21 protein-coding genes are annotated in these 19,977 nt (G+C 72.4%); 10 read left to right on the plus strand and 11 right to left on the minus strand.

Annotated features, from left to right (window positions below):
* Nucleotides 1–143 precede the first annotated feature (143 nt).
* Nucleotides 144–1,112 (plus strand): GlxA family transcriptional regulator, encoded by a 969-nt coding sequence (locus tag CRM73_RS05640; RefSeq protein WP_109221871.1) that lies wholly within the window; start codon nt 144–146, stop codon nt 1,110–1,112.
* A gap of 97 nt (nt 1,113–1,209) precedes the next feature.
* Nucleotides 1,210–1,776 carry an LssY C-terminal domain-containing protein gene (locus tag CRM73_RS19920; protein WP_354536295.1) on the plus strand — a complete coding sequence of 189 codons (567 nt, stop codon included), beginning with the start codon at nt 1,210–1,212 and terminating at the stop codon, nt 1,774–1,776.
* Here the strand turns inward: CRM73_RS19920 and CRM73_RS05650 are convergent, their stop codons facing one another.
* The 6 genes from CRM73_RS05650 to CRM73_RS05675 all read right to left on the minus strand — a co-directional run bounded on the left by CRM73_RS05650 (nt 1,777) and on the right by CRM73_RS05675 (nt 9,163).
* Nucleotides 1,777–3,105: a serine hydrolase gene (locus CRM73_RS05650; protein ID WP_229587101.1), complete on the minus strand. Its 1,329-nt coding sequence runs from the start codon at nt 3,103–3,105 to the stop codon at nt 1,777–1,779.
* Between the two features lie 300 nt (nt 3,106–3,405).
* Nucleotides 3,406–4,587 carry an SGNH/GDSL hydrolase family protein gene (locus tag CRM73_RS05655; RefSeq protein ID WP_144836376.1) on the minus strand — a complete coding sequence of 394 codons (1,182 nt, stop codon included), beginning with the start codon at nt 4,585–4,587 and terminating at the stop codon, nt 3,406–3,408.
* Between the two features lie 37 nt (nt 4,588–4,624).
* Nucleotides 4,625–5,746: an alcohol dehydrogenase family protein gene (locus CRM73_RS05660; protein ID WP_229587102.1), complete on the minus strand. Its 1,122-nt coding sequence runs from the start codon at nt 5,744–5,746 to the stop codon at nt 4,625–4,627.
* Nucleotides 5,747–5,825: 79 nt separating this feature from the next.
* A complete protein-coding gene (locus CRM73_RS05665; protein ID WP_017834049.1) occupies nt 5,826–6,734 on the minus strand; it encodes an SPFH domain-containing protein in 909 nt (302 codons plus the stop codon).
* Between the two features lie 391 nt (nt 6,735–7,125).
* A complete protein-coding gene (locus CRM73_RS05670) occupies nt 7,126–7,758 on the minus strand; it encodes a dihydrofolate reductase family protein (RefSeq protein WP_035925273.1) in 633 nt (210 codons plus the stop codon).
* Nucleotides 7,759–7,903: 145 nt separating this feature from the next.
* Entirely contained in the window at nt 7,904–9,163 is a 1,260-nt protein-coding gene (locus CRM73_RS05675) for an MFS transporter (RefSeq protein ID WP_229587103.1), read from the minus strand.
* A 164-nt stretch (nt 9,164–9,327) separates the two neighbouring features.
* Here CRM73_RS05675 and CRM73_RS05680 point away from each other — a divergent pair, with 164 nt between their 5' ends.
* Both CRM73_RS05680 and CRM73_RS05685 read left to right on the plus strand, forming a co-directional pair.
* A complete protein-coding gene (locus CRM73_RS05680) occupies nt 9,328–9,813 on the plus strand; it encodes an Lrp/AsnC family transcriptional regulator (protein WP_035925279.1) in 486 nt (161 codons plus the stop codon).
* 339 nt (nt 9,814–10,152) lie between these two features.
* Nucleotides 10,153–10,455: a hypothetical protein gene (locus CRM73_RS05685; protein ID WP_229587104.1), complete on the plus strand. Its 303-nt coding sequence runs from the start codon at nt 10,153–10,155 to the stop codon at nt 10,453–10,455.
* A gap of 33 nt (nt 10,456–10,488) precedes the next feature.
* Here CRM73_RS05685 and CRM73_RS05690 read toward each other — a convergent pair whose 3' ends face one another.
* Nucleotides 10,489–11,664 (minus strand): PP2C family protein-serine/threonine phosphatase, encoded by a 1,176-nt coding sequence (locus CRM73_RS05690; protein ID WP_229587105.1) that lies wholly within the window; start codon nt 11,662–11,664, stop codon nt 10,489–10,491.
* A 75-nt stretch (nt 11,665–11,739) separates the two neighbouring features.
* Between CRM73_RS05690 and CRM73_RS05695 the strand changes: the two genes are divergently transcribed.
* From CRM73_RS05695 to CRM73_RS05710, 4 genes are all read left to right on the plus strand, one after another.
* Complete coding sequence (locus tag CRM73_RS05695; RefSeq protein WP_229587106.1) at nt 11,740–12,759, plus strand: bile acid:sodium symporter; 1,020 nt, start codon at nt 11,740–11,742, stop codon at nt 12,757–12,759.
* Nucleotides 12,756–13,346, plus strand: coding sequence for a hypothetical protein (locus tag CRM73_RS05700; RefSeq protein WP_229587107.1), 591 nt, complete (start codon nt 12,756–12,758; stop codon nt 13,344–13,346). The genes CRM73_RS05695 and CRM73_RS05700 overlap by 4 nt, the downstream gene beginning before the upstream one ends.
* Before the next feature lie 161 nt (nt 13,347–13,507).
* On the plus strand, nt 13,508–13,993 hold the full coding sequence (locus tag CRM73_RS05705) for a pyridoxamine 5'-phosphate oxidase family protein (protein ID WP_017834031.1): 486 nt from the start codon (nt 13,508–13,510) through the stop codon (nt 13,991–13,993).
* Between the two features lie 83 nt (nt 13,994–14,076).
* Nucleotides 14,077–14,259 carry a PspC domain-containing protein gene (locus tag CRM73_RS05710; protein WP_017834030.1) on the plus strand — a complete coding sequence of 61 codons (183 nt, stop codon included), beginning with the start codon at nt 14,077–14,079 and terminating at the stop codon, nt 14,257–14,259.
* 3 nt (nt 14,260–14,262) lie between these two features.
* Here CRM73_RS05710 and CRM73_RS05715 read toward each other — a convergent pair whose 3' ends face one another.
* Nucleotides 14,263–14,715, minus strand: a complete 453-nt coding sequence (locus CRM73_RS05715) for a MarR family transcriptional regulator (RefSeq protein WP_229587109.1) — start codon at nt 14,713–14,715, stop codon at nt 14,263–14,265.
* 102 nt (nt 14,716–14,817) lie between these two features.
* Here CRM73_RS05715 and CRM73_RS05720 point away from each other — a divergent pair, with 102 nt between their 5' ends.
* Complete coding sequence (locus CRM73_RS05720; RefSeq protein WP_220183429.1) at nt 14,818–15,501, plus strand: maleylpyruvate isomerase family mycothiol-dependent enzyme; 684 nt, start codon at nt 14,818–14,820, stop codon at nt 15,499–15,501.
* Nucleotides 15,502–15,519: 18 nt separating this feature from the next.
* Here CRM73_RS05720 and CRM73_RS05725 read toward each other — a convergent pair whose 3' ends face one another.
* From CRM73_RS05725 to CRM73_RS05735, 3 genes are all read right to left on the minus strand, one after another.
* Nucleotides 15,520–16,545, minus strand: a complete 1,026-nt coding sequence (locus CRM73_RS05725) for a LacI family DNA-binding transcriptional regulator (RefSeq protein WP_229587110.1) — start codon at nt 16,543–16,545, stop codon at nt 15,520–15,522.
* Nucleotides 16,546–16,722: 177 nt separating this feature from the next.
* A complete protein-coding gene (locus CRM73_RS05730) occupies nt 16,723–18,021 on the minus strand; it encodes an MFS transporter (protein WP_017834026.1) in 1,299 nt (432 codons plus the stop codon).
* A 65-nt stretch (nt 18,022–18,086) separates the two neighbouring features.
* Nucleotides 18,087–18,455, minus strand: a complete 369-nt coding sequence (locus tag CRM73_RS05735; RefSeq protein WP_229587112.1) for an L-rhamnose mutarotase — start codon at nt 18,453–18,455, stop codon at nt 18,087–18,089.
* Nucleotides 18,456–18,787: 332 nt separating this feature from the next.
* On the opposite strand from CRM73_RS05735, the gene rhaI reads away from it, so the two are divergent.
* On the plus strand, nt 18,788–19,954 hold the full coding sequence (gene rhaI / locus CRM73_RS05740) for an L-rhamnose isomerase (RefSeq protein WP_109221857.1): 1,167 nt from the start codon (nt 18,788–18,790) through the stop codon (nt 19,952–19,954).
* The last annotated feature ends 23 nt before the right edge of the window (nt 19,955–19,977 follow it).

Below are 19,977 nucleotides of genomic sequence, written 5' to 3' on the forward strand. Positions count from 1 at the left end.
CGTGGGATGGGCGGGCTGTGGTGCTCGGCCCGTCTCCATGCTCCTGTCATGCCGGTCGCCACCGCGATCGGCCCGCGTGCACGATTACGATGAGATCGGGCCACTTCTGCTCCGTGGTGATCCCGGTGGGAGAGGAACGACAGGTGCGGATCGCGATCCATGCGTTCGAGGGTGTGACGATGTTCCACCTGGCCGTGCCGCAGCTGGTGTTCGGCGAGGTCACCCGGCTGGGCCTGGCCGAGGGCTGGGACACGGTGCTGTGGAGCACGGGCGCGGACATGATCACGACGGCGGAGGGCTACTCGCTGGGCCGTCTCGCCGGGCCAGAGGCTGCCGAGGACGCCGACCTGGTGGTGATCCCCTCCTGGCCCTATCCGCCGGTGGCCGTCGACGAGCCGCTGCGCGCCGTGCTCACCCGCGCCCATGCGCATGGGTCCGGTGTGGTGGGTCTGTGCATGGGGGCCTTCGCCGTCGCCGAGGCCGGCCTGCTGGGCGGGCGGCCCGCCGTCACGCACTGGGAGGGGATGGACGAACTCGCGTCCCGTCACCCGGAGCTGGCGGTCGAGGACTCGGTGCTCTACATCGACCACGACGACGTCATGACCTCCGCCGGCACGGCCTCCTCCCTGGACGCCTGCCTGCACCTGGTCCGCAAGCACCTGGGTGCCGCGGCCGCCAACCGGGTCGCCCGCAGCCTGGTCGTGGCCCCGCACCGGGAAGGCGGCCAGGCGCAGTACATCCAGCGCCCGGTCGCCCGGCCCGACAGCGGGGATCCCCTGGCCGCCACACTGGACTGGGCGATGGCCCGGCTGCACGAGCCCCTGTCCATCGACGAGCTCGCCGCCCACGCCCGGATGAGCCGCCGGACCCTGGTGCGCCGCTTCCGCGACACCACCGGCACCACCCCCGCCCGCTGGGTCCTCGCGCGACGCCTCGACGAGGCCCGCAGCCTGCTCGAGACCACGCGCTGGGGTGTCGACCGCATCGCGCTGGCCTGCGGCTTCGGCAGCGCTGTCACCCTCCGGCAGAACTTCGTCTCGGCCTACGCGACCACGCCGTCCGCCTACCGGCGGAGCTTCGCCCTCCGAGAGGCTGGCGGGGATTCCCGTTAGGTGCAGGCTCCGGAACATCCGGAGCACCCCTTAGCCTGGGAGCACCACGACCGGCGCCGCGGACGTCCGGTGCGGGACACGGGGCGGGGAGCGCGAGATGGATGCAGGACGTGGACGCCCCGACAGCGACGAGCGGAGCCCGCAGCCCAAAGGCGGTGCCCGACGGGCCACCGTGGTGCTGTGGGCGCACCGGTTCGGCTTCCTCGTCACCAGCGTGCTGGCCGGCTGGGGCGTCTACCACCTCGTCCTCGAGGAGATCGACGACGACGGGCGTCTGCCCTGGTTGTTCCTGCCCCTCTGGGTGCTGTCGGCCTATGTGCTCCTGCCGCGGCTGAACCGTCTGCTCACCGGCATCTACGTCCCCAGCTACTTCATCGGACGGGCCCGCACCTCCGACGGCCTGCTGGAGGACCCGGTCAACCTGGCGGTGGTCGGCACCCCCGCGCAGCTGTCCGCCGCGATGGTCGGGGCCGGCTGGACCGCCGCGGACACCGACCGCGAGCGGGATCTCGTCGTCTCGTCCCTGCAGGCCGTCGGCGCCACGGTCCACGTCGTCGAGCAGTACTCCACCGGCTATCACGCCCGCAACGGAGGCGGGGACGCCATCGAGACGGACGGGGACCTGCCCGTCATCGATGTCCGCCCGATTCGGTGGAGCGGGTGATCAGCGTTCCGGGTTGGGGGTGAAGGTGTGGCCCAGGGCGGCGGAGACCTCGGCGAAGATCCGTGTGGCCGGGGTGGCGCACGGCAGGGTCCTGGGGTCGTCGGCCAGCACCGGGGACTCCGGGCAGTCCCCGGAGGGGATGTCGCTGGTGGCCTGCACGACCACGGTGGTGTCGGTGGTGGTGTCGTAGTAGACGGTGGTGTTGTACCCGGGCTGCGTCCCGGTGTGCCCGACCCAGCCGTCGATGCACCCGAAGCCCAGCCCGTAGCCGGACTCGGGGGGCTGGAACGAGGTGAGGCGCTCTCGCTGGGCCTCCGGTTCCAGCAGTCCGTGCCCGGTGCCCAGGGCCCGGCCGTAGGTGAGCAGGTCGTCCACGTCCGAGATCAGGGCCCCGGCGGTGGCTCCCCAGCTGGGGTTCCAGTGCGTGGCGTCGGCCGGCGCCTCCGGCGTCGCGGTGTCGCCCTGGAGCGTGAAGCCCTGCGCGTAGGGTTCCGGCATCTCGGTGGAGGTACCGGGCCAGACGGTCTCGTCGAGTTCCAGCGGGTCGAAGATCTGCTCCTCCAGGACCTCCCCGATCGGCTGGCCGGTGACCTGTTCGACGACGAGGCCCAGCAGGATGTAGTTGGTGTTGGAGTAGTCGAACTGCGCGCCGGGGGCGAACAGGGGGGATTCCGAGACGCCGACGGCGACCAGCTCCTCCGGGGTGAAGACCTGCTGCGGATCCGCGAAGAAGCGGTCCGTGAACTGGGTGCTGCGGGTGTAGCTGGCCACCCCGCTGGTCATGTCCGCCAGCCGGCGCAGGGTGATCTGTTCTCCGTTGGGGATGCCGTCGACGTAGTCGGCGATGGGGTCCTCCAGGGAGAGCTCACCCTCCTCGGCCAGCTGCAGGACCAGGGTGGCGGTGAAGGGCTTGGTGACCGATCCGACGCGGGTGTGCACCCCCACCTCCATGGGCTCCCCGGTGGCCGGGTCGGCCACCCCGTAGGCGGCCGTCCAGGTGCCCTCCGGGGAGGAGACCCCCACCACCGCACCGGGGGTGGAGGCCTGCGCGAACGAGGCCCGGGCGGCGGCGTCCAACGTCGTCGCCAGTTCCTCGGGCAGCGGCTCGGACATCTGCGCGGAGGGTTCTCGGGTGACGACGTCGTCGACATCGGAGACACAGGCCTCGGGGCCCGTGGCCGGAGCCGACGGTGCCGCCGCGGCGACCGGAGTGGCCGCCGGCCCGGCCGGGGAGGGCGGCGCGGCGGTTGCCCCGCCGGTCCCGAGGAGGAGCGCCGCCGCCGTGGCGGCGGCGAACGTGCGGCGCGTGGAGCGTGCAGGTGCGGACATCTTCGTTTCCTTCTCGATCGGCGCAGGCCGCTTCCGGGAAGGGCCTGCACCCGGAGAGCAGTGCTTCTGGCGCAGTCGCCATGGGCGACGATGTCGACCCCTGCGCCGCACTCCACCGCGAAGGCACATCCCGACAGCACGCACGGGCCGTGGAATCGATGAGATGACGGGCCGGTCCACGGCCCCGGATCACGCACCGGCCCCGGCGAACGCGTGGGACAGGCGGTGCCCCCAGCGTAGGACGGCCTGCCGGACCGGCCGGCCGACCTGCCCCGGATCGTTACCCAACCGCCGAAGATGTCACGCCCCTTCGCCGGCCGGCAGCGAACCGTGGCCGAGCACAAACTCGGCGAAGCGCTCGCCGATCCGCAGGTGCGTGGTCGCGTCGGGGTGGAGGGCGTCGGGCAGGGGGAGCTCCCGGGCGTCGGACGCCCCGTAGAGCTCGCGTCCGTCGAGGTGGAACAGGTGCGGATCGTCGTGCGCCCGCTCCGTCACGATCCGCGCCAGCTCGGCACGGATGACCGTCAGGGTGAGCTTGCCGGCGGCGACCTCGCCGGGCTCGCCGGTCGCCCGGAACCGCACCTCACCCCGGGCGAGGGCGTCCGGGTCGAAGGCGCCGGGTCCCGGGGTGTTCTCGTGGATCGGGCACAGGAGGGGGGAGATCACCAGCAGCGGGGTGTGGGGGTGGCCGTCGCGGATCGTGTCGAGGAAGCCGTGCACCGCGGGTCCGAAGGCCCGCAGCCGCATCAGATCGAGGTTGACCAGGTTGATGCCGAGCTTGACGCTGATCAGCCCGGCCGGGGTGTCCCGGATGGTGCGTGCGGTGAACGGGTCGAGCAGCGCGCTGCCCCCGAAGCCGAGGTTGAGCAGATTGAGGTCGGCCCGCCTCGCGGCGACCGCCGGCCAGGTGCCGGTGGGATGCACCGCGTTCGAGCCGTGACTGATCGAGCTGCCGTGGTGCACCCACCTCGGGCGCAGGTCCTGCACCGGCCGGAGGGGGGCGTCGGAGCTGATCTCGGCCAGTTCCACGGTCTCGTTGTGCGGCAGCCAGAGCTCGACCGTCTTGGGGCCCCGGGGCAGATCGTCGAAGACGACGCCGCCGATCCCGGCCTGCGTGATCTGCCGGTCGCCGGTGGTCATGTCGATGCTCACCACGGTCGCGGCCTCGAGGCCGGCCTGCCGGGTGCGCTGGCCGTCGACCAGCAGGTCGAAGACGCCCGCCGGGCGCGGTGGTGCGCCCTCGTACCGGAAGCGTGTGGCGCGCCCGCGGAGCTCGATGCGGCGCGCCTCGGTCGCGAAGAGCAGCCGCGCACCCGAGGGCTGGGACTCGGCCATGGCCAGCTGCGGGTCGCGGGCCTGGTTCTTGGCCCACGCGGGGAGGCGGTGCGGGATCACCCCGTTGTCCGTGCGCTCCAGCTCCAGGACGCCGTGGAGGAGGTCGTCGGTGACGGGTGTGGTGCAGCGTCGGTCGGGGATCGGCATGGTCCTCCCAGGGTGTGTGGTGTCCGGCAGCGGTGGCTCAGGGGGCGGGGTCGGGCGGAATCAGGGCGAACTTGCCGACGTGCGTCTTCTCGAGGAACTCCCGCTGGGCGTCCGCGATCTGCTCGAGCGGGAAGACCCTCGCCAGGAGGGGCCGGATCTCTCCGCGCTCGATGTAGGAGACGACGTCGGGGAACACCTCTTCGTCCCACGCCGTGCACCCGGTCAGGGTGAGGTCCTTCAGGTAGAGGGTGCGCATGTCGAGTTCGACGAGGGGGCCGCCGATGGCGCCGGAGGAGACGTAAGTTCCGCCCCTCCGGAGGAGGCCCAGCACTGCCGGGAAGCCGGGCCCGGCGACGTTGTCGATCACGACGTCGACGCTGTCCGCGCCCAGCACGTTGCGCGGGTCGTCCCGCCCGATGACCTCGTCGGCGCCGAGGTCGCGGACCTGGTCCCGCTTGGCGCCACCGGCCATGCCGACGACATGGGCGCCGCGCCGCTTGGCGAGCTGCACCACGGCCGATCCGACGCCTCCGGAGGCGCCGGTCACCAGGACCCGTGCCCCCGTGGTGATGCCGGCGCGGCGGACCATGTTCTCCGCCGTCCCGTAGGCGCACGGGATGGTCGCCAGCTCGGCGTCGCTCCAGTCGCAGTCCACCGGGAAGACCTCGTGCGCCGGGACGACGACGAACTGGGCGAAGGCTCCGTCGAGATCGGAGCCCAGCCAGGTCGTGTCCCAGGAGGAGAAACCCTCGGTGCGCATGCAGGCCCGGATCAGCACCCGGGCCCCGAGGGCGGTCTCGTCGCCCCCACGACCGACGGCCGCGATCCGCCCGCAGCAGTCCGCGCCCTGGATCAGCGGGAACGGGGTTGCCGCGTTCCAGCCCCCGTCCGGTCTCGTCGAGGCGTCCCCGACGACGTCCTCGGACGCATCGTTCGTTCCTGCCGTCACCGACGACGAGTACCAGCCGAGCCTGGTGTTGATCTCGGTGTTGTTCATGCCGGCCGCCAGGACGCGGACCAGCACCTCACCCTCGCCCGGCTCGGGGACGGGCACTCGGGAGAGCACGAGACGGTCGTAGCCGCCGACACCGGTGGTGACGACCGCCATCATGGTCCCGTCTGCGACGCGTGTCCGCGGGAGGGGTCGAGTCGTGGTCATCCCTCATCCTGGATCACGGTCGGTGCTGATGCCAACGAGCTGACGGTCGCGGTGTGCGTGCGGGCGGGCCGAGGCCGCGCTACCGGTTCGTGTTCACGAGGACGTCCGCGGCGTCCCCGCCGAAGCAGTTCCAGGTGGCCGGCAGGGGCCCGTTCTCGTCGACGTTCCAGTTGTTCGTGATGGTCAGGCACTCGAGGACCAGGTTCTCCGCCGTGACGTTCTTGTTGCGCTCCCGGTCCGCCTCGGCATCGATCCTGGCCTGCTCGAGACGGGACTGGGCGCGGTCCACGTTCGCCTCGGCCTCCACGACCCGGTTCAGCGCGTCCTGGGCGGTCTGGTCGAGCGCCGCCGGCGGCAGCGCCACGGAGTCCAGTTGCACCCCGTAGGGGGACAGGCGTTCGGTCAGGGCCTTCTCCACGGCCTCGCGCACCTCTTCCACCTTGCCCTCGGCGCGGGCCTCCGCGGGGGTGTAGGACGCCAGGACGGTCGCGACCGCCTCCCTGGCCGCCGGCTGGACGAGCATGCCGTCGACGTTCGCGAACTGCCGGTACCGGGACCACAGCTCCTGGGCCTGTTCTCCCGTGATGGTCCACTGCACGGTCATGTGCTGGGTGCCGGAGCCGCCGCCGGCGAAGGCGATCGGGGCGTCCATCTCCGAGCGCTGCAACTGGGTGGAGAAGGTCTCCACCTCGGCCCAGGGCGCCTTGATCTGCCATCCCGCCTGCAGGGTCCGGGAGTACTTGCCGAGGCTGGTCTCGATCCCCACTTCACGTGCGCCCACTCGGGCGAGAGTCGTCCCGGCCGTGACGAGCAGCAGGAGCACCAGGGCGCTGACGGCGGTGAGGCCGGCCGCCTTCCTCGTGGCGCTGGGGTGGACGTGCTCGCCGTCCGCGTCCTTCCGGACGGTCTCCTTCGGGGACATCATCCAGCCGGCGATCGAGATCACGGTGACAAGGGCCAGGACGATGGCCGTGACGATGTAGAACATGGCTTCCTGCTCTCCACTCCTCGGAGTTCTCGCCTCCCACCGCCCTCGGCGCGGCAGTTCACTGGTGTGAACAATGCCATGCCGCGACATCGTGGAGGCCGCAGACCCCGGGTGTCGCCGTCCCACTCTTTGGGGGACCGGGGTGCCTGCCGGAGCGCCACCGCCTCCGCGCAGGCCGCGGTGCAGGGCTGACGGGCGAGATGCGTCCGGTCACGGACTGGGAGCAGGCACAGCGACCTGGTTCCAGAGCGGTCAGTGGGCAACCCGGATCAGAGTCGGCTGTTGGTGCGCCGCCTCCTCTGAGCGTGCGTCATCGAGGTGGCCGTGGGCGACGCCTCCGCCGGTCAGGGGCATCGGATGCGGCAGCCGCCGGACTCGCGATCGGGGCGGCTCAGGTGCTCGACCGGGTGAAGGTCACGTGGGTGACTCCACGGGGCGAGGAGGTGGCCTCGACCCGGTAGTCCGCCTCCAGGCCCTCGAGTCCCTCCCACAGGCGCACGCCGCGGCCCAGCAGGATCGGGACCACCACCACGTGCAGGTGGTCGACGAGCCCGGCCGCCAGGAAGTCGCGGACCGTGGTGGGGCCCCCGCCGATGCGCACGTCCTGGCCGTCGGCGGCCGTGCGCGCCGTCTCGAGCGCCTCTGCGGGCGAGGCGTCGATGAAGTGGAACACGGTGCCGCCCTCCATCTCGATCGAAGGGCGCGGGAAATGGGTGAGAACGAAGACGGGCGTGTGGAACGGCGGGTTGGGACCCCACCAGCCCTCCCACCCGGGGTCCTCGTGCCACCCGGGCGGACCGAACTTCCCCGCTCCCATGATTTCGGCGCCGATCCCCACACCGTGCAGCTGGGCGAAGGCGTCGTCCACGCCACCGCTGCCGCCGGGATCCCACCACCGGGTGGCGATCATCCATTCGTGCAACCTCTGTCCGGCGTGCCCGAAGGGGGCGTCCTGGCTCAGCCCCTCACCGGTGCCGAAGCCGTCGAGGGAGATGGAGAAGTTGTGGACGCGGGCCCGTGACATGGCTGGTGCTCCTTCGCACTCGGCGACTCCGTCGTCCCCCGATGATGACTGCTCGGCGCCCCCGGGGAAAGAGTCGCCTGTGGCCGCCGCCGGTGAGCATCGCCTGACGGCGGTTCCCGTGTGCTGTCCCTCGTGCCCCGGCCGGTCAGGCCTGCTGTCCACGCCGCGGCCCGCGACGGGCCCGGAGCCGGACGGTTCCCGCCAGCAGCAGGCATGCGCCCGCCAGGGTGCCCGCGAACCAGTGGACGGAGGAGGGGACGCCCACCGCGCCGGCCAGGACCCCGAGGCCCAGGACCGGCACGGCACTGCCCAGATAGGTCACGACGTAGACCGCGCTGACCACCCGGGCGTTGTCGGCGGCCGGAACGACCACGGACAGCTCGTTGAACGCCGTGCGGAACGCGACACCCTGGGCCGCCCCGGCGAACAGGGCGCCGAGGAGCAGCAGCGGCAGGCTGGCCAGCGCGCCCGCCACCCCGATCAGCGCCGTGCCCAGGGCCATCCCCACCAGCGCCCCGGGCAGGGCCCGGACGCGGGGGCGTCCCACCAGCTGCGCCGCGGCGGACCCGATGAGCACGAGGGCCGCCAGCGCCCCGATCCCGGCCGGGGAGCTCACCCCGAGCGTTCGGGCGAAGTAGCCCGGAGCCAGCGAGAGACTGAAGCCGAAGAGCGCAAAGCTGAGGAAACCGACCGCGGCCGCCTGCTGGAACCGCGTGCGGACCCCGGGCGGCAGGCAGAGACGGCGCGGCCGCAGGGCCTTGAAGGCCGCCGATCCCGGGGCCGGGGCGATGGCCGGCCGGGCGTGCAGCGTCCACAGCGGCACCAGGACGACGATCAGCATGGTGCAGTGGACGGCGAAGGGAGTCGTCGTCGGATGGGGCAGCTGCCCCAGGGCCCCGCCCAGGAGGGGGCCCGCCGCCACTCCGCCCGCCGACGCCAGGAGGGTGAAGCGGCCGGCCCACTCCGGGCGGTGGGGCAGGAGCTCCCGGAGCGCCGCGCTGCTGGCGCCGGTCACCATCGCGACGGCTGCGCCCTGCAGGACCCGACCGGTCACGAGACCGGCGAGACCCCCGGCGGTCGCGAAGACGATCTCACCGGCCAGTCCCACGAGGACCGACAGCACCAGGGCAGTGCGCCGCCCGATGTGGTCCGACCAGTGCCCGTAGAGGACGAGCCCGGCGATGAGGGCCAGGACGTAAGAGGAGAACGCCACCGTCACCGCGAAGGGGCCGAGCCCCAGGCGCTCCTGCAGCGCGGGGTACAGCGGGGTGGCCAGGTTGGCGCCCACCAGCAGCAGTGCCGTCGTGGACATGGTCAGCACCAGGCGGGAGCGCGATCCCGCGTTCCATCCCCGGCCTGCGTCGCCGGCGCCGGAGCGCATGGTCAGCTCGTTGAACACGGTCATCGCGGGCCTTCCGGTGGGATCGGCGATTGCGGGCTGTGCCGTGGGCGGCCGGCGCAGTGTGCTCACGCAGTCTGCCGGAGACTGAGTCCGGCACCACCGAGATGCTTGCGGAACTGATCACGCTGATCAAAAATTCGAGGCGGACCACTGACAGGGAGACCACCGTGACCACACTGGACGCCGTCGACATCGGGCTGCTGCTGCACCTCCTGCGGTACCCCCGGGCGCAGATCGGGGAGGTGGCGGCCGCACTCGGGGTCGCCCGCAACACCGTGGTCTCGCGGATGCGCCGGCTCGAGCGCCGGGAGGTGCTGCGCTCCGGCGGTCGAGACGTCGACCTGGCCTCCGTGGGCTTCGACGTCCTGGCGTTCCTCACCCTCGAGGTCACCCACCGGGAGCTCGACGCCGTCGTCACCGCCCTGCGCGGCATCGACAACGTCCTGGAGGTGCACGAGATCTCGGGGCGCGGGGACGTCTGGTGCCGGGTGGCGGCGCGGGAGACCCGTGATCTGCACGCCGTCCTGCGTTCGATCCTGCGGATCCGGGGAGTCCTCCGCGCCGAGACGTCCCTGGCCCTCAGCGAGCAGATCCCCTACCGCGTCCAGCCCCTCCTGCGAACGCTGACGAAGGGCGACTCAACGTCAGCGTGAGGGCCGCTCCCCGGCGCGCTCTCGCGCTTCGCGCGCCCCGATGCGTCGACATATTTCGCCGGGCGGTTCCGGTCCGTGGTCCGGGTCGCTAGTCTCAGGTCCACCTGCGGGCAGAGGCGAATCCCCCACCAGCGCGCCGTCTGCGACTCCCGGACTCCTCGGCGTCCACCGGCGCGCCCGGTTCCATCGGGCAGCCGGGATCCGCGGGCCCCGCGACGGTCCTGGGGGTCCGGGAAGCGGGGCACTCCACCGGAAGTGTCACGCCCCGCGGGGGCGGACACCGACCGGGCACAGCACGACACCACCGAGCACACCACTACGACGAAGTAGGGAAGCGCGATGACCACCACGACCAGCATCCACTCCGGATCGACACCGCCGGCACCGCAGACGATCGGTACCGGCGTCCGAGGGTTCCAGGTCCTGCCCCGGGAGCAGACCCGGCCCGGCGCCGCACCGGCCGGAAGCGCCGGGCGACCCCCCGGCCGCGGGAGTTCCGAGTGGGAACGCCCCGAGGACGACGAGGAGGTCATCACCGCGGTGCTGGCCGCCGTCAGCCACCGCTCCTCCCGGGAACGCCCCGAGGACGACGAGGTGGTCCTCACCTACACGAGCGAGCCCGCCTGCCGGCACGTGGGGTGAGCCCTCGGACCGGGCGCAGCGACCGGTGAGTGCTCAGGCGGTGCGCCGGAGCGCGAGGACCGTCGTGTCGTCATCGGCGCCGGAGGTGCCGGCGTAGTCGCTGCACAGCATCACGAGCTCTTCGGCGGTGCCGGCCAGCGTGTTGAGGGCTGCGGCGGTCGCGACGGCCGCCTCGAGGTCGTCGAAGAAGTCCAGGTAGCCGTCGGAGACCACCAGCAGGGTCTGTCCGGGCAGCAGCGTGGTGGTGTGCACGTCCCAGATCCACTCGGCCACGACCCCCAGGGGCGGGCCCGAGGAGATCAGCCGGCGGTGGGCGCCGTCCGGGGACAGGATCAGCGCCAGGCCGTGGCCGGCGTCGATGTAGCTCATCTCCCCGGTCCCGGTGTGCACCCGGGCGATGAAGGCGGTGATGAACGCCCCCGCCTCCTCCAGCAACGGGGTCAGCGCCCCGGCCGCGCGCTTCATGGCCTCCGCAGGGGGGTTGTACTGGAACGTCCCGCGCAGCACGGCGCGCGCGGAGGCGGACAGCAGGGCCGCGGGGATGCCCTTGCCCATCACGTCGGTGACCATCGCCTGCACCTCGTCGCCCAGGACCATCCAGTCGTAGAAGTCCCCGCCGATGGACCGCGCCGGCAGGCACCGGCCGGCGGCCTCGACCGCGGGGGTGACCAGCCCGGTGCGGGGCATGAGCATCTGCTGGATCTGTTCGGCCCGGTCCAGCTCCATCTGGGCCGCGAGCTCGCGCTCCACCCACCCGGCCATCTCCGCGAGGATGCGCCGCTCCCGCTCGTCCAGCTCGCGCGGGGCGCTGTCGACCAGGCACAGGGACCCGACCGGCTCACCGCCGGGGGCGTGCAGCGGGTGGCCGGCGTAGAAGCGCACCGGGTCGTCCCCGGTGACGAACGAGCTGCCGGCGAAGCACTGCTCGGTCATCGCGTCGGCGACGATCAGCGGGGCGTCCCGGTCGACCGTGCGCGCGCACAGCGAGTCGTTGCGGGTGGCGTGGACGAGTCCGTCCAGTCCTGCCTCGGCCTTGGTGAACTGCCGGTCGGCGTCGATGAGGTTCACGGCCGCGGCCTTCACCCCGAAGACGTCCTGGGCGAGGCGCACCACACGGTCGTAGCGCTCCTCCCGGGGGGTGTCCAGGATCTTCAGGGCGTGCAGGGCATCGACCCGGGCGGCCTCCGTGCGGGCCGTGTGCGTTTGCATTCCACCAGGCTATCGGGGTGCGGACCGGCGACGGCCGCCGGCACCCCCCGGAGGGTCTGCCCCTAGGCTGGGCGGGTGAACGCACCGACAGCCGTCGCACGGGCCGAGCGCCACCAGGTGGCCGTGTACCTGGTGGCCATCGCGGCCGCGGTCCTCGTGGGCTGGACGGTGCCCGGCGCGCCGGCGCTCGCCCCGGCCATCACCCCGGTCCTGGGGCTGCTGCTGTTCGCCACGTTCCTGGCCGTCCCGTTCGCCGCACTGGGCCGGGCCTTCGCGGACCTCCGCTTCCTCGCGGCACTGCTGGTGGTGAACTTCGTGGTCGTCCCGGTCGTGGTCCTCGGGCTGTCCCGGCCGGTCGCCGGGCACGAGGCCCTGCTGCTGGGCGTGCTGCTCGTGCTGCTGGCCCCCTGCGTGGACTACGTCATCGTCTTCACCGGCCTCGCCGGGGGCGCCGCCGACCGGCTGCTGGCGGCCGCCCCGCTGCTGATGCTCGCGCAGATGCTGCTCCTGCCCGCCTACCTGCTGCTCCTCGCCGGCCCGGAGGCGGTGGCCCTGGTGGAGCTCGGCCCCTTCGCGGAGGCGTTCGTGCTCCTGATCCTGCTGCCCCTGGCCGCGGCGGCGGCCGTGCAGCGGGCGGCGTCCCGCTCCGCCGCGGCCCGGCGGCTGGAGTCCGCGACGGGCGCGGCGATGGTGCCCCTCATGGCGCTGACCCTGTTCACCGTGATCGCCTCGCAGGTGCGCGGGGTGGGGGAGCAGCTGGCCCACCTCGCGGCGGTCGTGCCGCTCTACGCCGGCTTCCTGGTGCTCATGGTCCCGATCGGGATCCTGGCCGCCCGCCTGGCCCGCCTGGACGTGCCGGTCTCCCGGGCCCTGGTCTTCGGCGGGGTCACCCGCAACTCCCTCGTAGTGCTCCCCCTGGCCCTGGCGCTGCCGGAGCGGCTCGCGCTGACGCCGTTCGTCGTCGTCACCCAGACCCTGGTCGAGCTGGTGGGGATGGTGGTGCTGGTGCGGCTGGTCCCCGCGCTGGTGCGGGACCGCGATCCGCGACACAGTGGGGGCACCACCCCGTCCCACCGAAAGGCACCCCGCCCATGACGCAGCGCCTCCGCCCCGCCGCCCAGGCCCTCCGACTGTGGGGTCCGCGCCAGTGGGGCGTCGCGGTGCTCGCGGGGCTCGCCACCGTCCTGGTCCTGGGGCTCGCCACCGTGCTCATCCCCAACGGCGTCTTCAGCCGCGAGATCCCGCCCGTGTGGTGGAACTACCCCGTCTGGATCGCCACCTCGGCGCTCACCGGTGTCCTCGTGGCCTCCTACGTGTCCCCCGTGGCCGGCGGCACCCCCCTTCCCGGGGACGACGACGTCGCCGCGGCCACCGTGGCCCGGGCCGTCGAGTCCGGCGAGCGCCGCAGCGCCCGGCTGGGCGCGGTCGGCACGTTCGCCGCCTGGTTCGCCGTGGGCTGCCCGGTCTGCAACAAGCTCGCGCTGCTGGCCCTCGGCTCCACCGGGGCCCTGACGTGGTTCGCGCCCGTCCAGCCCTGGCTGGGGGTGCTGGCGCTCGCCCTGAGCGCGTTCGCCGTGGTCCACCGCCTCGCCGGGCAGATGGCGTGCCCCGTGAACCTGCCGGTCTCCACCGCGCGCAACGCGGTGGTCCCGGCCGCCGCTGAGGTCCCGGAGGGCCGGTAGGAAGGGTCGCCGCGGCGGTCCTCCCCGCGGCCTGGCCGGGGCCGTTCGCCGGCCCACCCCTCGTGCGACGCGCTCGGGGTTCATAGACTGGCCCTCCGCGCCGCGGACCGCAGTTCAGCAGTCGAACACCGTCAGCAGTCCACCGAAGAAGGGACCTCCCCATGACCGACCAGGACAACGGCACCGCCAAGGTGCGCCAGCTCATCAAGGACACCCGGATCGCCATGCTCACCCACGCGGACGAGCACGGGAACCTGATCTCCAAGCCGATGGCCACGCAGGACGTGGACTTCGACGGCACCGTGTACTTCATCGCCGAGCGCACCTCGGACCAGGTCCAGGACCTGCAGCAGCGGCCGGCCGTGAACGTCGCCTACGCCGGGGACGGCGCCTGGGTCTCGCTGACCGGGACGGCGCTGGTGCTCAACGACGAGGCCAAGCTCAAGGAGCTGTGGGACAGCTTCACCGGCTCCTGGCTCGAGGGCGGGCCGGAGAACCCGAACAACATCCTCATCGAGGTCACCGGCCGCTCCGCCGAGTACTGGGACACCCCCGGCGGCGGCAAGGTCACCCAGGTGGCCAACCTCGTGAAGTCCAAGGTCACCGGCGACACGATCAAGGGCGACAAGGGCGTCGTCGACCTCTGACGCCGGCCGGGGCCGTCCGCTCCGCCCGGACCGGACGGTCCCGCCCCCGGGCGTGTCCCGGGGTGCGTTGGTAGGATCCGGACATGAACACTTCTCTGGTCCGCCCCCGCAACGGCAAGCTCATCGCCGGCGTCTGCGCGGCCCTGGCGGCCCGCTTCGGACTGCCGAAGTTCCTCCTGCGGCTGGGCTTCATCGTCTTCGGCCTGGTGGGCGTGGGGGAGCTGGTCTACATCGCCCTGTGGATCATCATCCCCAAGGAGGCCTGAGCCTCATCCCTGCTCCTCCGGCCCCGCGTGCGGGTCGGTGATCTCGCGCAGTGCTGTGAGCGCCTCGCGCAGCTGGCGCATCCTCCGTTCGCCCAGGTGCGCACTCCACTCCGCCTCGATCCGGGCCTCCTCCGCGCGGGCGATCGGCACGAGCTCCATTCCCCGGCCCGCGATCCGCACCAGCCGCGCCCGGGCGTCGCGGGGGTCGACCGTGCGCTCCACGTAGCCCGCGCGCTCGAGCCGGTCCACCAGCACCGTGGCCGTCTGCTTGGCCACCTGCGCCTGCTCGGCCAGCTCGGACAGGCGGGTCCCGTCCGGGCCGATCCGCGCCAGGATGCGCGCCTGCGGCACGGTGAGGTCCGTGTAGCCGGCCCGACGCACCGCCTCCACGATCCGGTTCTCCGCCGAGCGGTGCGCGATGAACATGAGCACCCCGATGCTGAGCTGTCCTGTCATGCCCGCCCCTCGAAATAGTCCTATGAACGAACTATAATCGGGTCACCCGGAGGACACGAGGGGCCCGGTGGCGGCCCCGTCCGCGGGCGAGGAGGCAGGACCATGAGCACGGTCCGGAAGAACAGCACGACCGGCCCGATGGGCGACGACGACGTCTGGGCCGTGATCGACCTTCAGCGCCGGCGCACGGCGGACCTGCTCGCCGGGCTCTCCGGGGAGCAGTGGGACCACCCGTCGCTGTGCGAGGGATGGACGGTGCGGGACGTCGCCGCCCACCTGACGCTGCAGCAGCTGGGTCTCGGCGCCGCGCTGCTGTCCGCGCTGCGGCACCCGGGCGGTCTCAACCACGTCATCCTCGAGTCCGCCCGTGACCGCGCCCACCGTCCGGCGGACCGCCTGGTCGCGGGCATCCGCGCCACGGTGGGCTCCCGGCGGCACAACGTGGGTGTGACGAGCCTCGAGACGCTGACCGACATCCTGGTGCACGGCCAGGACATCGCCGTGCCGCTGGGCCTCGAGCTCGAGATCCCCCCGGAGGCCGCGGCCGTCGCCGCGGAGCGCGTGCGGTCCACCGGGGGCACGCGTACGGCGCGGGTGTTCCGGCACCTGCCGCTGGAGGGCTTCCGGTTCGTCGCCACCGACGCCTCCTGGGCCGCGGGCGAGGGCCCCGAGATCCGGGGGCCGGCCGCCGCGCTGCTGCTCCTGCTCACGGGCCGCCGCGCCGGGCTGGACCGGCTGGCGGGAGACGGGGTCGAGATGCTGCGGCACCGGCTCGCGCCCGCGTGACTCCTGGGCCCACGCAGCTCAGGCCGCGGGGCGGGTGGAGTCCCGGACGACGAGCTCGGGCTGGAAGCTCACATGGCGGTGGTGGTGGCCGGGGTCGGTGATCTCGTCCTCCAGCAGCTCCACGGCCGTGCGCCCGATCAGCCGGGCGGGCTGGCGGATCGAGGAGAGCGGGACGATCGCCGAGGTCGCGAAGTCGATGTCGTCGTAGCCGATGAGCGCGATGTCCTCGGGCACCCGGACGCGGTGGGTGAACGCGAAGGCCTGCAGCAGCCCGAGCGCCAGCAGGTCGTTGGCGGCGAACACGGCCTCGGGGCGGCGCCCCGGGGGGAGCTCGAGGATCTGCTCGCCGACCCGGCGTCCCTCCAGCACCGTCAGGGCGGTGGTGCCGAAGGACTCCAGGGACGCACCGGGCACGGCCTCGACCGCCCGCTGCGCCCCCGCCCGGCGGTCGCGGACCTGGTGCAGGGAGTCGGGGCCGCCCACGTAGGCGATCCGCCGGCGGCTCGTCCCCAGGAGGTGCGCCACGGCCGCGCGGCCGCCCTCGACGTCGTCCACGGCCAGCGAGCAGTACTCGCTGGGAGCCGCGTGCTCGTCCACCAGCACCACCGGGGTGCCGCGGGAGCGCAGGACATCGACGCGGGCCCGCTCCGGGGTCTGGGGGGTGACGAGCACGCCCCGGACCCGCTGCTCCTCGAACAGGTCCAGGTACAGGCTCTCCCGCTCGGGGGAGAGCCCCGCGTTGCCGATGATCACGGCCTGGCCCAGCCGCTCGGCGGCCGTCTCCGCGCCCAGGGCGATCTCGTTGTAGAAGGGGTTGGCCGAGTCCTGCACCACGAGGCCCACGGTGCGCGAGCGGCCGGCCTTGAGCTGGCGCGCGACGTCGTTGCGGACGTAGCCCAGGTCCTCGATGACCCGGAGCACGCGGCGGCGGCGGTCCTCGGAGACCACCTCGGGGCGGTTGAGGACGTTGGAGACGGTGCCGATGGACACCCCGGCCTCCCGGGCCACCTCCTTGATGCTCACCGCCGGTCGCGCAGGGGTCACGTCGTCACTTTCCCTCGGAACTGTCCAGGTCCTCGATTCTAACGATCCGGCTGCCGGGGGCGGTCAGCGTGCCCGGCGCGCGGGCGGGCCGCGGTCCCCTCGACGCACCGGGCCGCGGCTCCCCGGCCGGCACGCCGAGGGGCCGCGGCCCGGTGGTGTCGCTGCGGTGCGCCGGGCTCAGCCCACCGGCTGGGCCGGCCGGGAGGCGGGCGTCCCGTAGCGGTCCTCCTCGATCTGCTCCAGGCTCTTGCCGCGGGTGTCCGGGGCGCCGATCACGCCGACGAGCAGCGCGACCAGGAGGGCCCCGATCATGATCATGCCCACGAAGGGCACGCCGTGCTCGGCGAGCAGGGTGGGGAACCAGTAGCTGAGCAGGCCCACGACGATGCGGGCGACGAAGAACAGCACGCCCTGCGCGCTGGCACGGTAGCGGGTCGCGAACATCTCCGCGGCCCACAGGGCGTAGAACGCCTGGGCGCCGATGCCGGCGGACACGCCCCAGAGCACGGCGAAGAGGATCAGCACCGGCATGGTGACGTGGGCGAAGACCAGCAGCACCCAGGCGGCGATCCCCAGGAGCGCCCCGATGCCGTAGAGCAGGCGCCGGTCGACCCGGTCGCCGTAGCGCATGAAGCCGAACCAGGTGGCCAGCACCGTGAAGCTCCACAGCAGCACCTGGAGCAGGTTCTGCTGGGTGGCCGACTCGACACCGGCGGTCTCGTACACCCGCGGCATGAAGATGCCCATCTGCCCCGCGACGAGGTTCCACAGCGCGTACACGCCCACGAGGAAGAGCAGCGCCTTGAGGTTGGTGCGGTTGGTGAGCAGCTCGCGGTAGTTGCGCCGCTTGATCCCGGTGGCCTCCGAGGCGCGCCGCTCCTCGTCGGACTTCTTCCAGGTGTGGGACTCGGAGAGGCCCCGGCGGACCCACCAGGTGACGAAGGCGACCACGAACAGGTGGGCGAAGACGATGCGGGTGCCCAGCAGCCCCAGCGGCACCACGAAGGTGGCGAACAGGAACACCAGCGCCGGGGCCAGGGACCACGCGAACTGGGCGGTGCCCACGTGCTTCGCCCGGGCCTCGGACGGCGCCTCCTCGGCGATGTAGGTCCAGGCCACGGGAACGCCGGCGCCCACGGCGATGCCGGTCAGGACCACGCCGAGCACCAGCATCCACGGCGCCACGGCGAAGATCACGAAGGCGGTGCCGATCATGTACAGGATCAGGTCGTAGGTGTAGATGAACTTGCGCCCGTACCGGTCGCCGAGCGGCCCGCCGATCAGTGCGCCGAGGGCCGCGCCGAAGGCGTTGGCGCTGAGCGCGGCCACGAGGCCGACGGCGAGGTTCGTGAAGCCGAAGTACTCCTGCCACAGGCTCAGGCTGGTGGCCAGCGCGATGATGGACCCGGCTTCGATGTAGTTGGACATGGAGACCGCGATGGTGGCCTTCCAGCCCCCGAGCTTCGTGGTGGTCATGGGTGATCCTTCGGTGACGGTGACGGTGACGGTGACGGTGGTGCCGTGCGGGTGGTGGTCCCGGCTCAGGCCAGGTGGAAGTACGGGAGGAGCGGTTCGGGGTGCGACCCCTCGACGAAGTACTGGGCCATCTCGGCCTGCCAGCGCGCGTTGACCGGGTGGTCGTCCATGAGCGTCTGGGCGGACGCGACGTCGTCGGCCTCGAAGCAGCCCACGACCAGGCCGTCCTCCGGGTGCAGGAACAGGGAGTAGTTGCGCCAGCCGGTCTCCCGGAGGGCGGCGAGCATCGTGGGCCAGACCTGCTGGTGCACCTCGACGTACTCGGCGAGCTTCTCGGGGCGGACGTGGAGGAGGAAGCACCGGCGGGTGCGGGTGATCTCCTCGGGCAGCTCGATCAGTTCCTGCAGCGTCGCGGTGGACGGGTGGGCGCCCATGCGGGACTCCTTCGTGGTGGGACCGTCGGAACGACCGGCCGGGGAGGAGAAGCGGTGATGCTCCGAGGGGCGGTCCGGACGTCCCGCCGACCGCGGCATGTGAGGTGCCTCTCAGTACCGGGCCATCGTAGTCACACTTTGAGTCGTTTCAATACCCCTGCCACAGTTTCCTCCGGCGGGATCTTCGGTGAGCCCGGAAAGCCTGGTCCTGGGAGCCTGGGTAAGGTCTTGACGTGACTGGAGTCACCGCCTATCGTCATGAAACGATTCAATAACCCATCGCGCCGCCGTCCCGGTCGCGTCCTCGATCCCGCACGGAAGATGTGAAACCCATGACTGCATTCGACGACATCGCGCCCCAGCTGGCCGCCCAGGCCATCGAGCTCCCCTCGTGGGCGTTCGGCAACTCGGGAACCCGGTTCAAGGTCTTCTCCACCCCGGGCACCCCGCGCACGGTCGAGGAGAAGATCGCCGACGCCGCCACGGTGCACCGGTTCACCGGACTGGCCCCGAGCGTCGCCCTGCACATCCCGTGGGACCAGGTGGACGACTATGGGGCCCTGGCCCGGTACGCGGCCGACCAGGGGGTGGCGCTGGGCACGATCAACTCCAACACCTTCCAGGACGAGGCGTACAAGTTCGGCTCCCTCACCCACTCGGACCCCGCAGTGCGCCGGAAGGCCGTCGACCACCACCTGCGGTGCCTGGAGATCATGACCGGGACCGGCTCGCGGGACCTGAAGATCTGGCTGGCCGACGGCTCCAACTACGCCGGCCAGCAGGACCTGCGCGGACGCCAGGACCGGCTGGCGGAGTCGCTGGCCGAGATCTACGCCCAGGTCGGGGCGGAGCAGCGGCTGGTGCTGGAGTACAAGTTCTTCGAGCCGGCGTTCTACCACACCGACGTCCCGGACTGGGGGACGGCCTGCGCCCAGGTCACCGCCCTCGGGGAGCGGGCGCTCGTCTGCCTGGACACCGGCCACCACGCCCCGGGCACCAACATCGAGTTCATCGTGATGCAGCTGCTGCGGCTGGGCAAGCTCGGGTCCTTCGACTTCAACTCCCGCAACTACGCCGACGACGACCTCATCGTCGGCGCTGCGGACCCCTTCCAGCTCTTCCGCATCATGGTCGAGGTGATCCGCGGCGGGGCCCTGGACCCGGACTCCGGCGTGGCCTTCATGCTCGACCAGTGCCACAACGTGGAGGAGAAGATCCCCGGCCAGATCCGCTCGGTGCTCAACGTCCAGGAGATGACCGCCCGCGCCCTCCTGCTGGACCGGGTGGCCCTGACCGCCGCCCAGGAGGCCGGCGACGTGCTCGGCGCCCACCAGATCCTGATGGACGCCTTCTACACCGACGTCCGCCCCGCCCTGGCGGACTGGCGCGAGGCCCGCGGCCTTCCGGCGGACCCGATGGCCGCCTACGCCGCCTCCGGGCACCAGCAGCGCCTGGCCGCCGAGCGCGTCGGCGGCACCCAGGCCTCCTGGGCCTCCTGACCTCACCCCCTGCACACCACCTC

It is taken from the genome of Kocuria sp. CCUG 69068, from assembly GCF_020833785.1.
GTDB classification, from domain to species: domain Bacteria; phylum Actinomycetota; class Actinomycetes; order Actinomycetales; family Micrococcaceae; genus Kocuria; species Kocuria rosea.

Coding starts and splice junctions, on each gene's coding strand:
- CRM73_RS05700 (WP_229587107.1), top strand. CDS start 12,756: ATGACGCAGCGCCTCCGCCCCGCCGCCCAGGCCCTCCGACTGTGGGGT.
- CRM73_RS05690 (WP_229587105.1), bottom strand. CDS start 11,664: ATGCAAACGCACACGGCCCGCACGGAGGCCGCCCGGGTCGATGCCCTG.
- CRM73_RS05665 (WP_017834049.1), bottom strand. CDS start 6,734: ATGTTCTACATCGTCACGGCCATCGTCCTGGCCCTTGTCACCGTGATC.
- CRM73_RS05720 (WP_220183429.1), top strand. CDS start 14,818: ATGAGCACGGTCCGGAAGAACAGCACGACCGGCCCGATGGGCGACGAC.
- CRM73_RS05705 (WP_017834031.1), top strand. CDS start 13,508: ATGACCGACCAGGACAACGGCACCGCCAAGGTGCGCCAGCTCATCAAG.
- CRM73_RS05655 (WP_144836376.1), bottom strand. CDS start 4,587: ATGCCGATCCCCGACCGACGCTGCACCACACCCGTCACCGACGACCTC.
- CRM73_RS05730 (WP_017834026.1), bottom strand. CDS start 18,021: ATGACCACCACGAAGCTCGGGGGCTGGAAGGCCACCATCGCGGTCTCC.
- CRM73_RS05685 (WP_229587104.1), top strand. CDS start 10,153: ATGACCACCACGACCAGCATCCACTCCGGATCGACACCGCCGGCACCG.
- CRM73_RS05650 (WP_229587101.1), bottom strand. CDS start 3,105: ATGTCCGCACCTGCACGCTCCACGCGCCGCACGTTCGCCGCCGCCACG.
- CRM73_RS05660 (WP_229587102.1), bottom strand. CDS start 5,746: ATGACCACGACTCGACCCCTCCCGCGGACACGCGTCGCAGACGGGACC.
- CRM73_RS05710 (WP_017834030.1), top strand. CDS start 14,077: ATGAACACTTCTCTGGTCCGCCCCCGCAACGGCAAGCTCATCGCCGGC.
- rhaI (WP_109221857.1), top strand. CDS start 18,788: ATGACTGCATTCGACGACATCGCGCCCCAGCTGGCCGCCCAGGCCATC.
- CRM73_RS05735 (WP_229587112.1), bottom strand. CDS start 18,455: ATGGGCGCCCACCCGTCCACCGCGACGCTGCAGGAACTGATCGAGCTG.
- CRM73_RS05715 (WP_229587109.1), bottom strand. CDS start 14,715: ATGACAGGACAGCTCAGCATCGGGGTGCTCATGTTCATCGCGCACCGC.
- CRM73_RS19920 (WP_354536295.1), top strand. CDS start 1,210: ATGGATGCAGGACGTGGACGCCCCGACAGCGACGAGCGGAGCCCGCAG.
- CRM73_RS05675 (WP_229587103.1), bottom strand. CDS start 9,163: ATGACCGTGTTCAACGAGCTGACCATGCGCTCCGGCGCCGGCGACGCA.
- CRM73_RS05670 (WP_035925273.1), bottom strand. CDS start 7,758: ATGTCACGGGCCCGCGTCCACAACTTCTCCATCTCCCTCGACGGCTTC.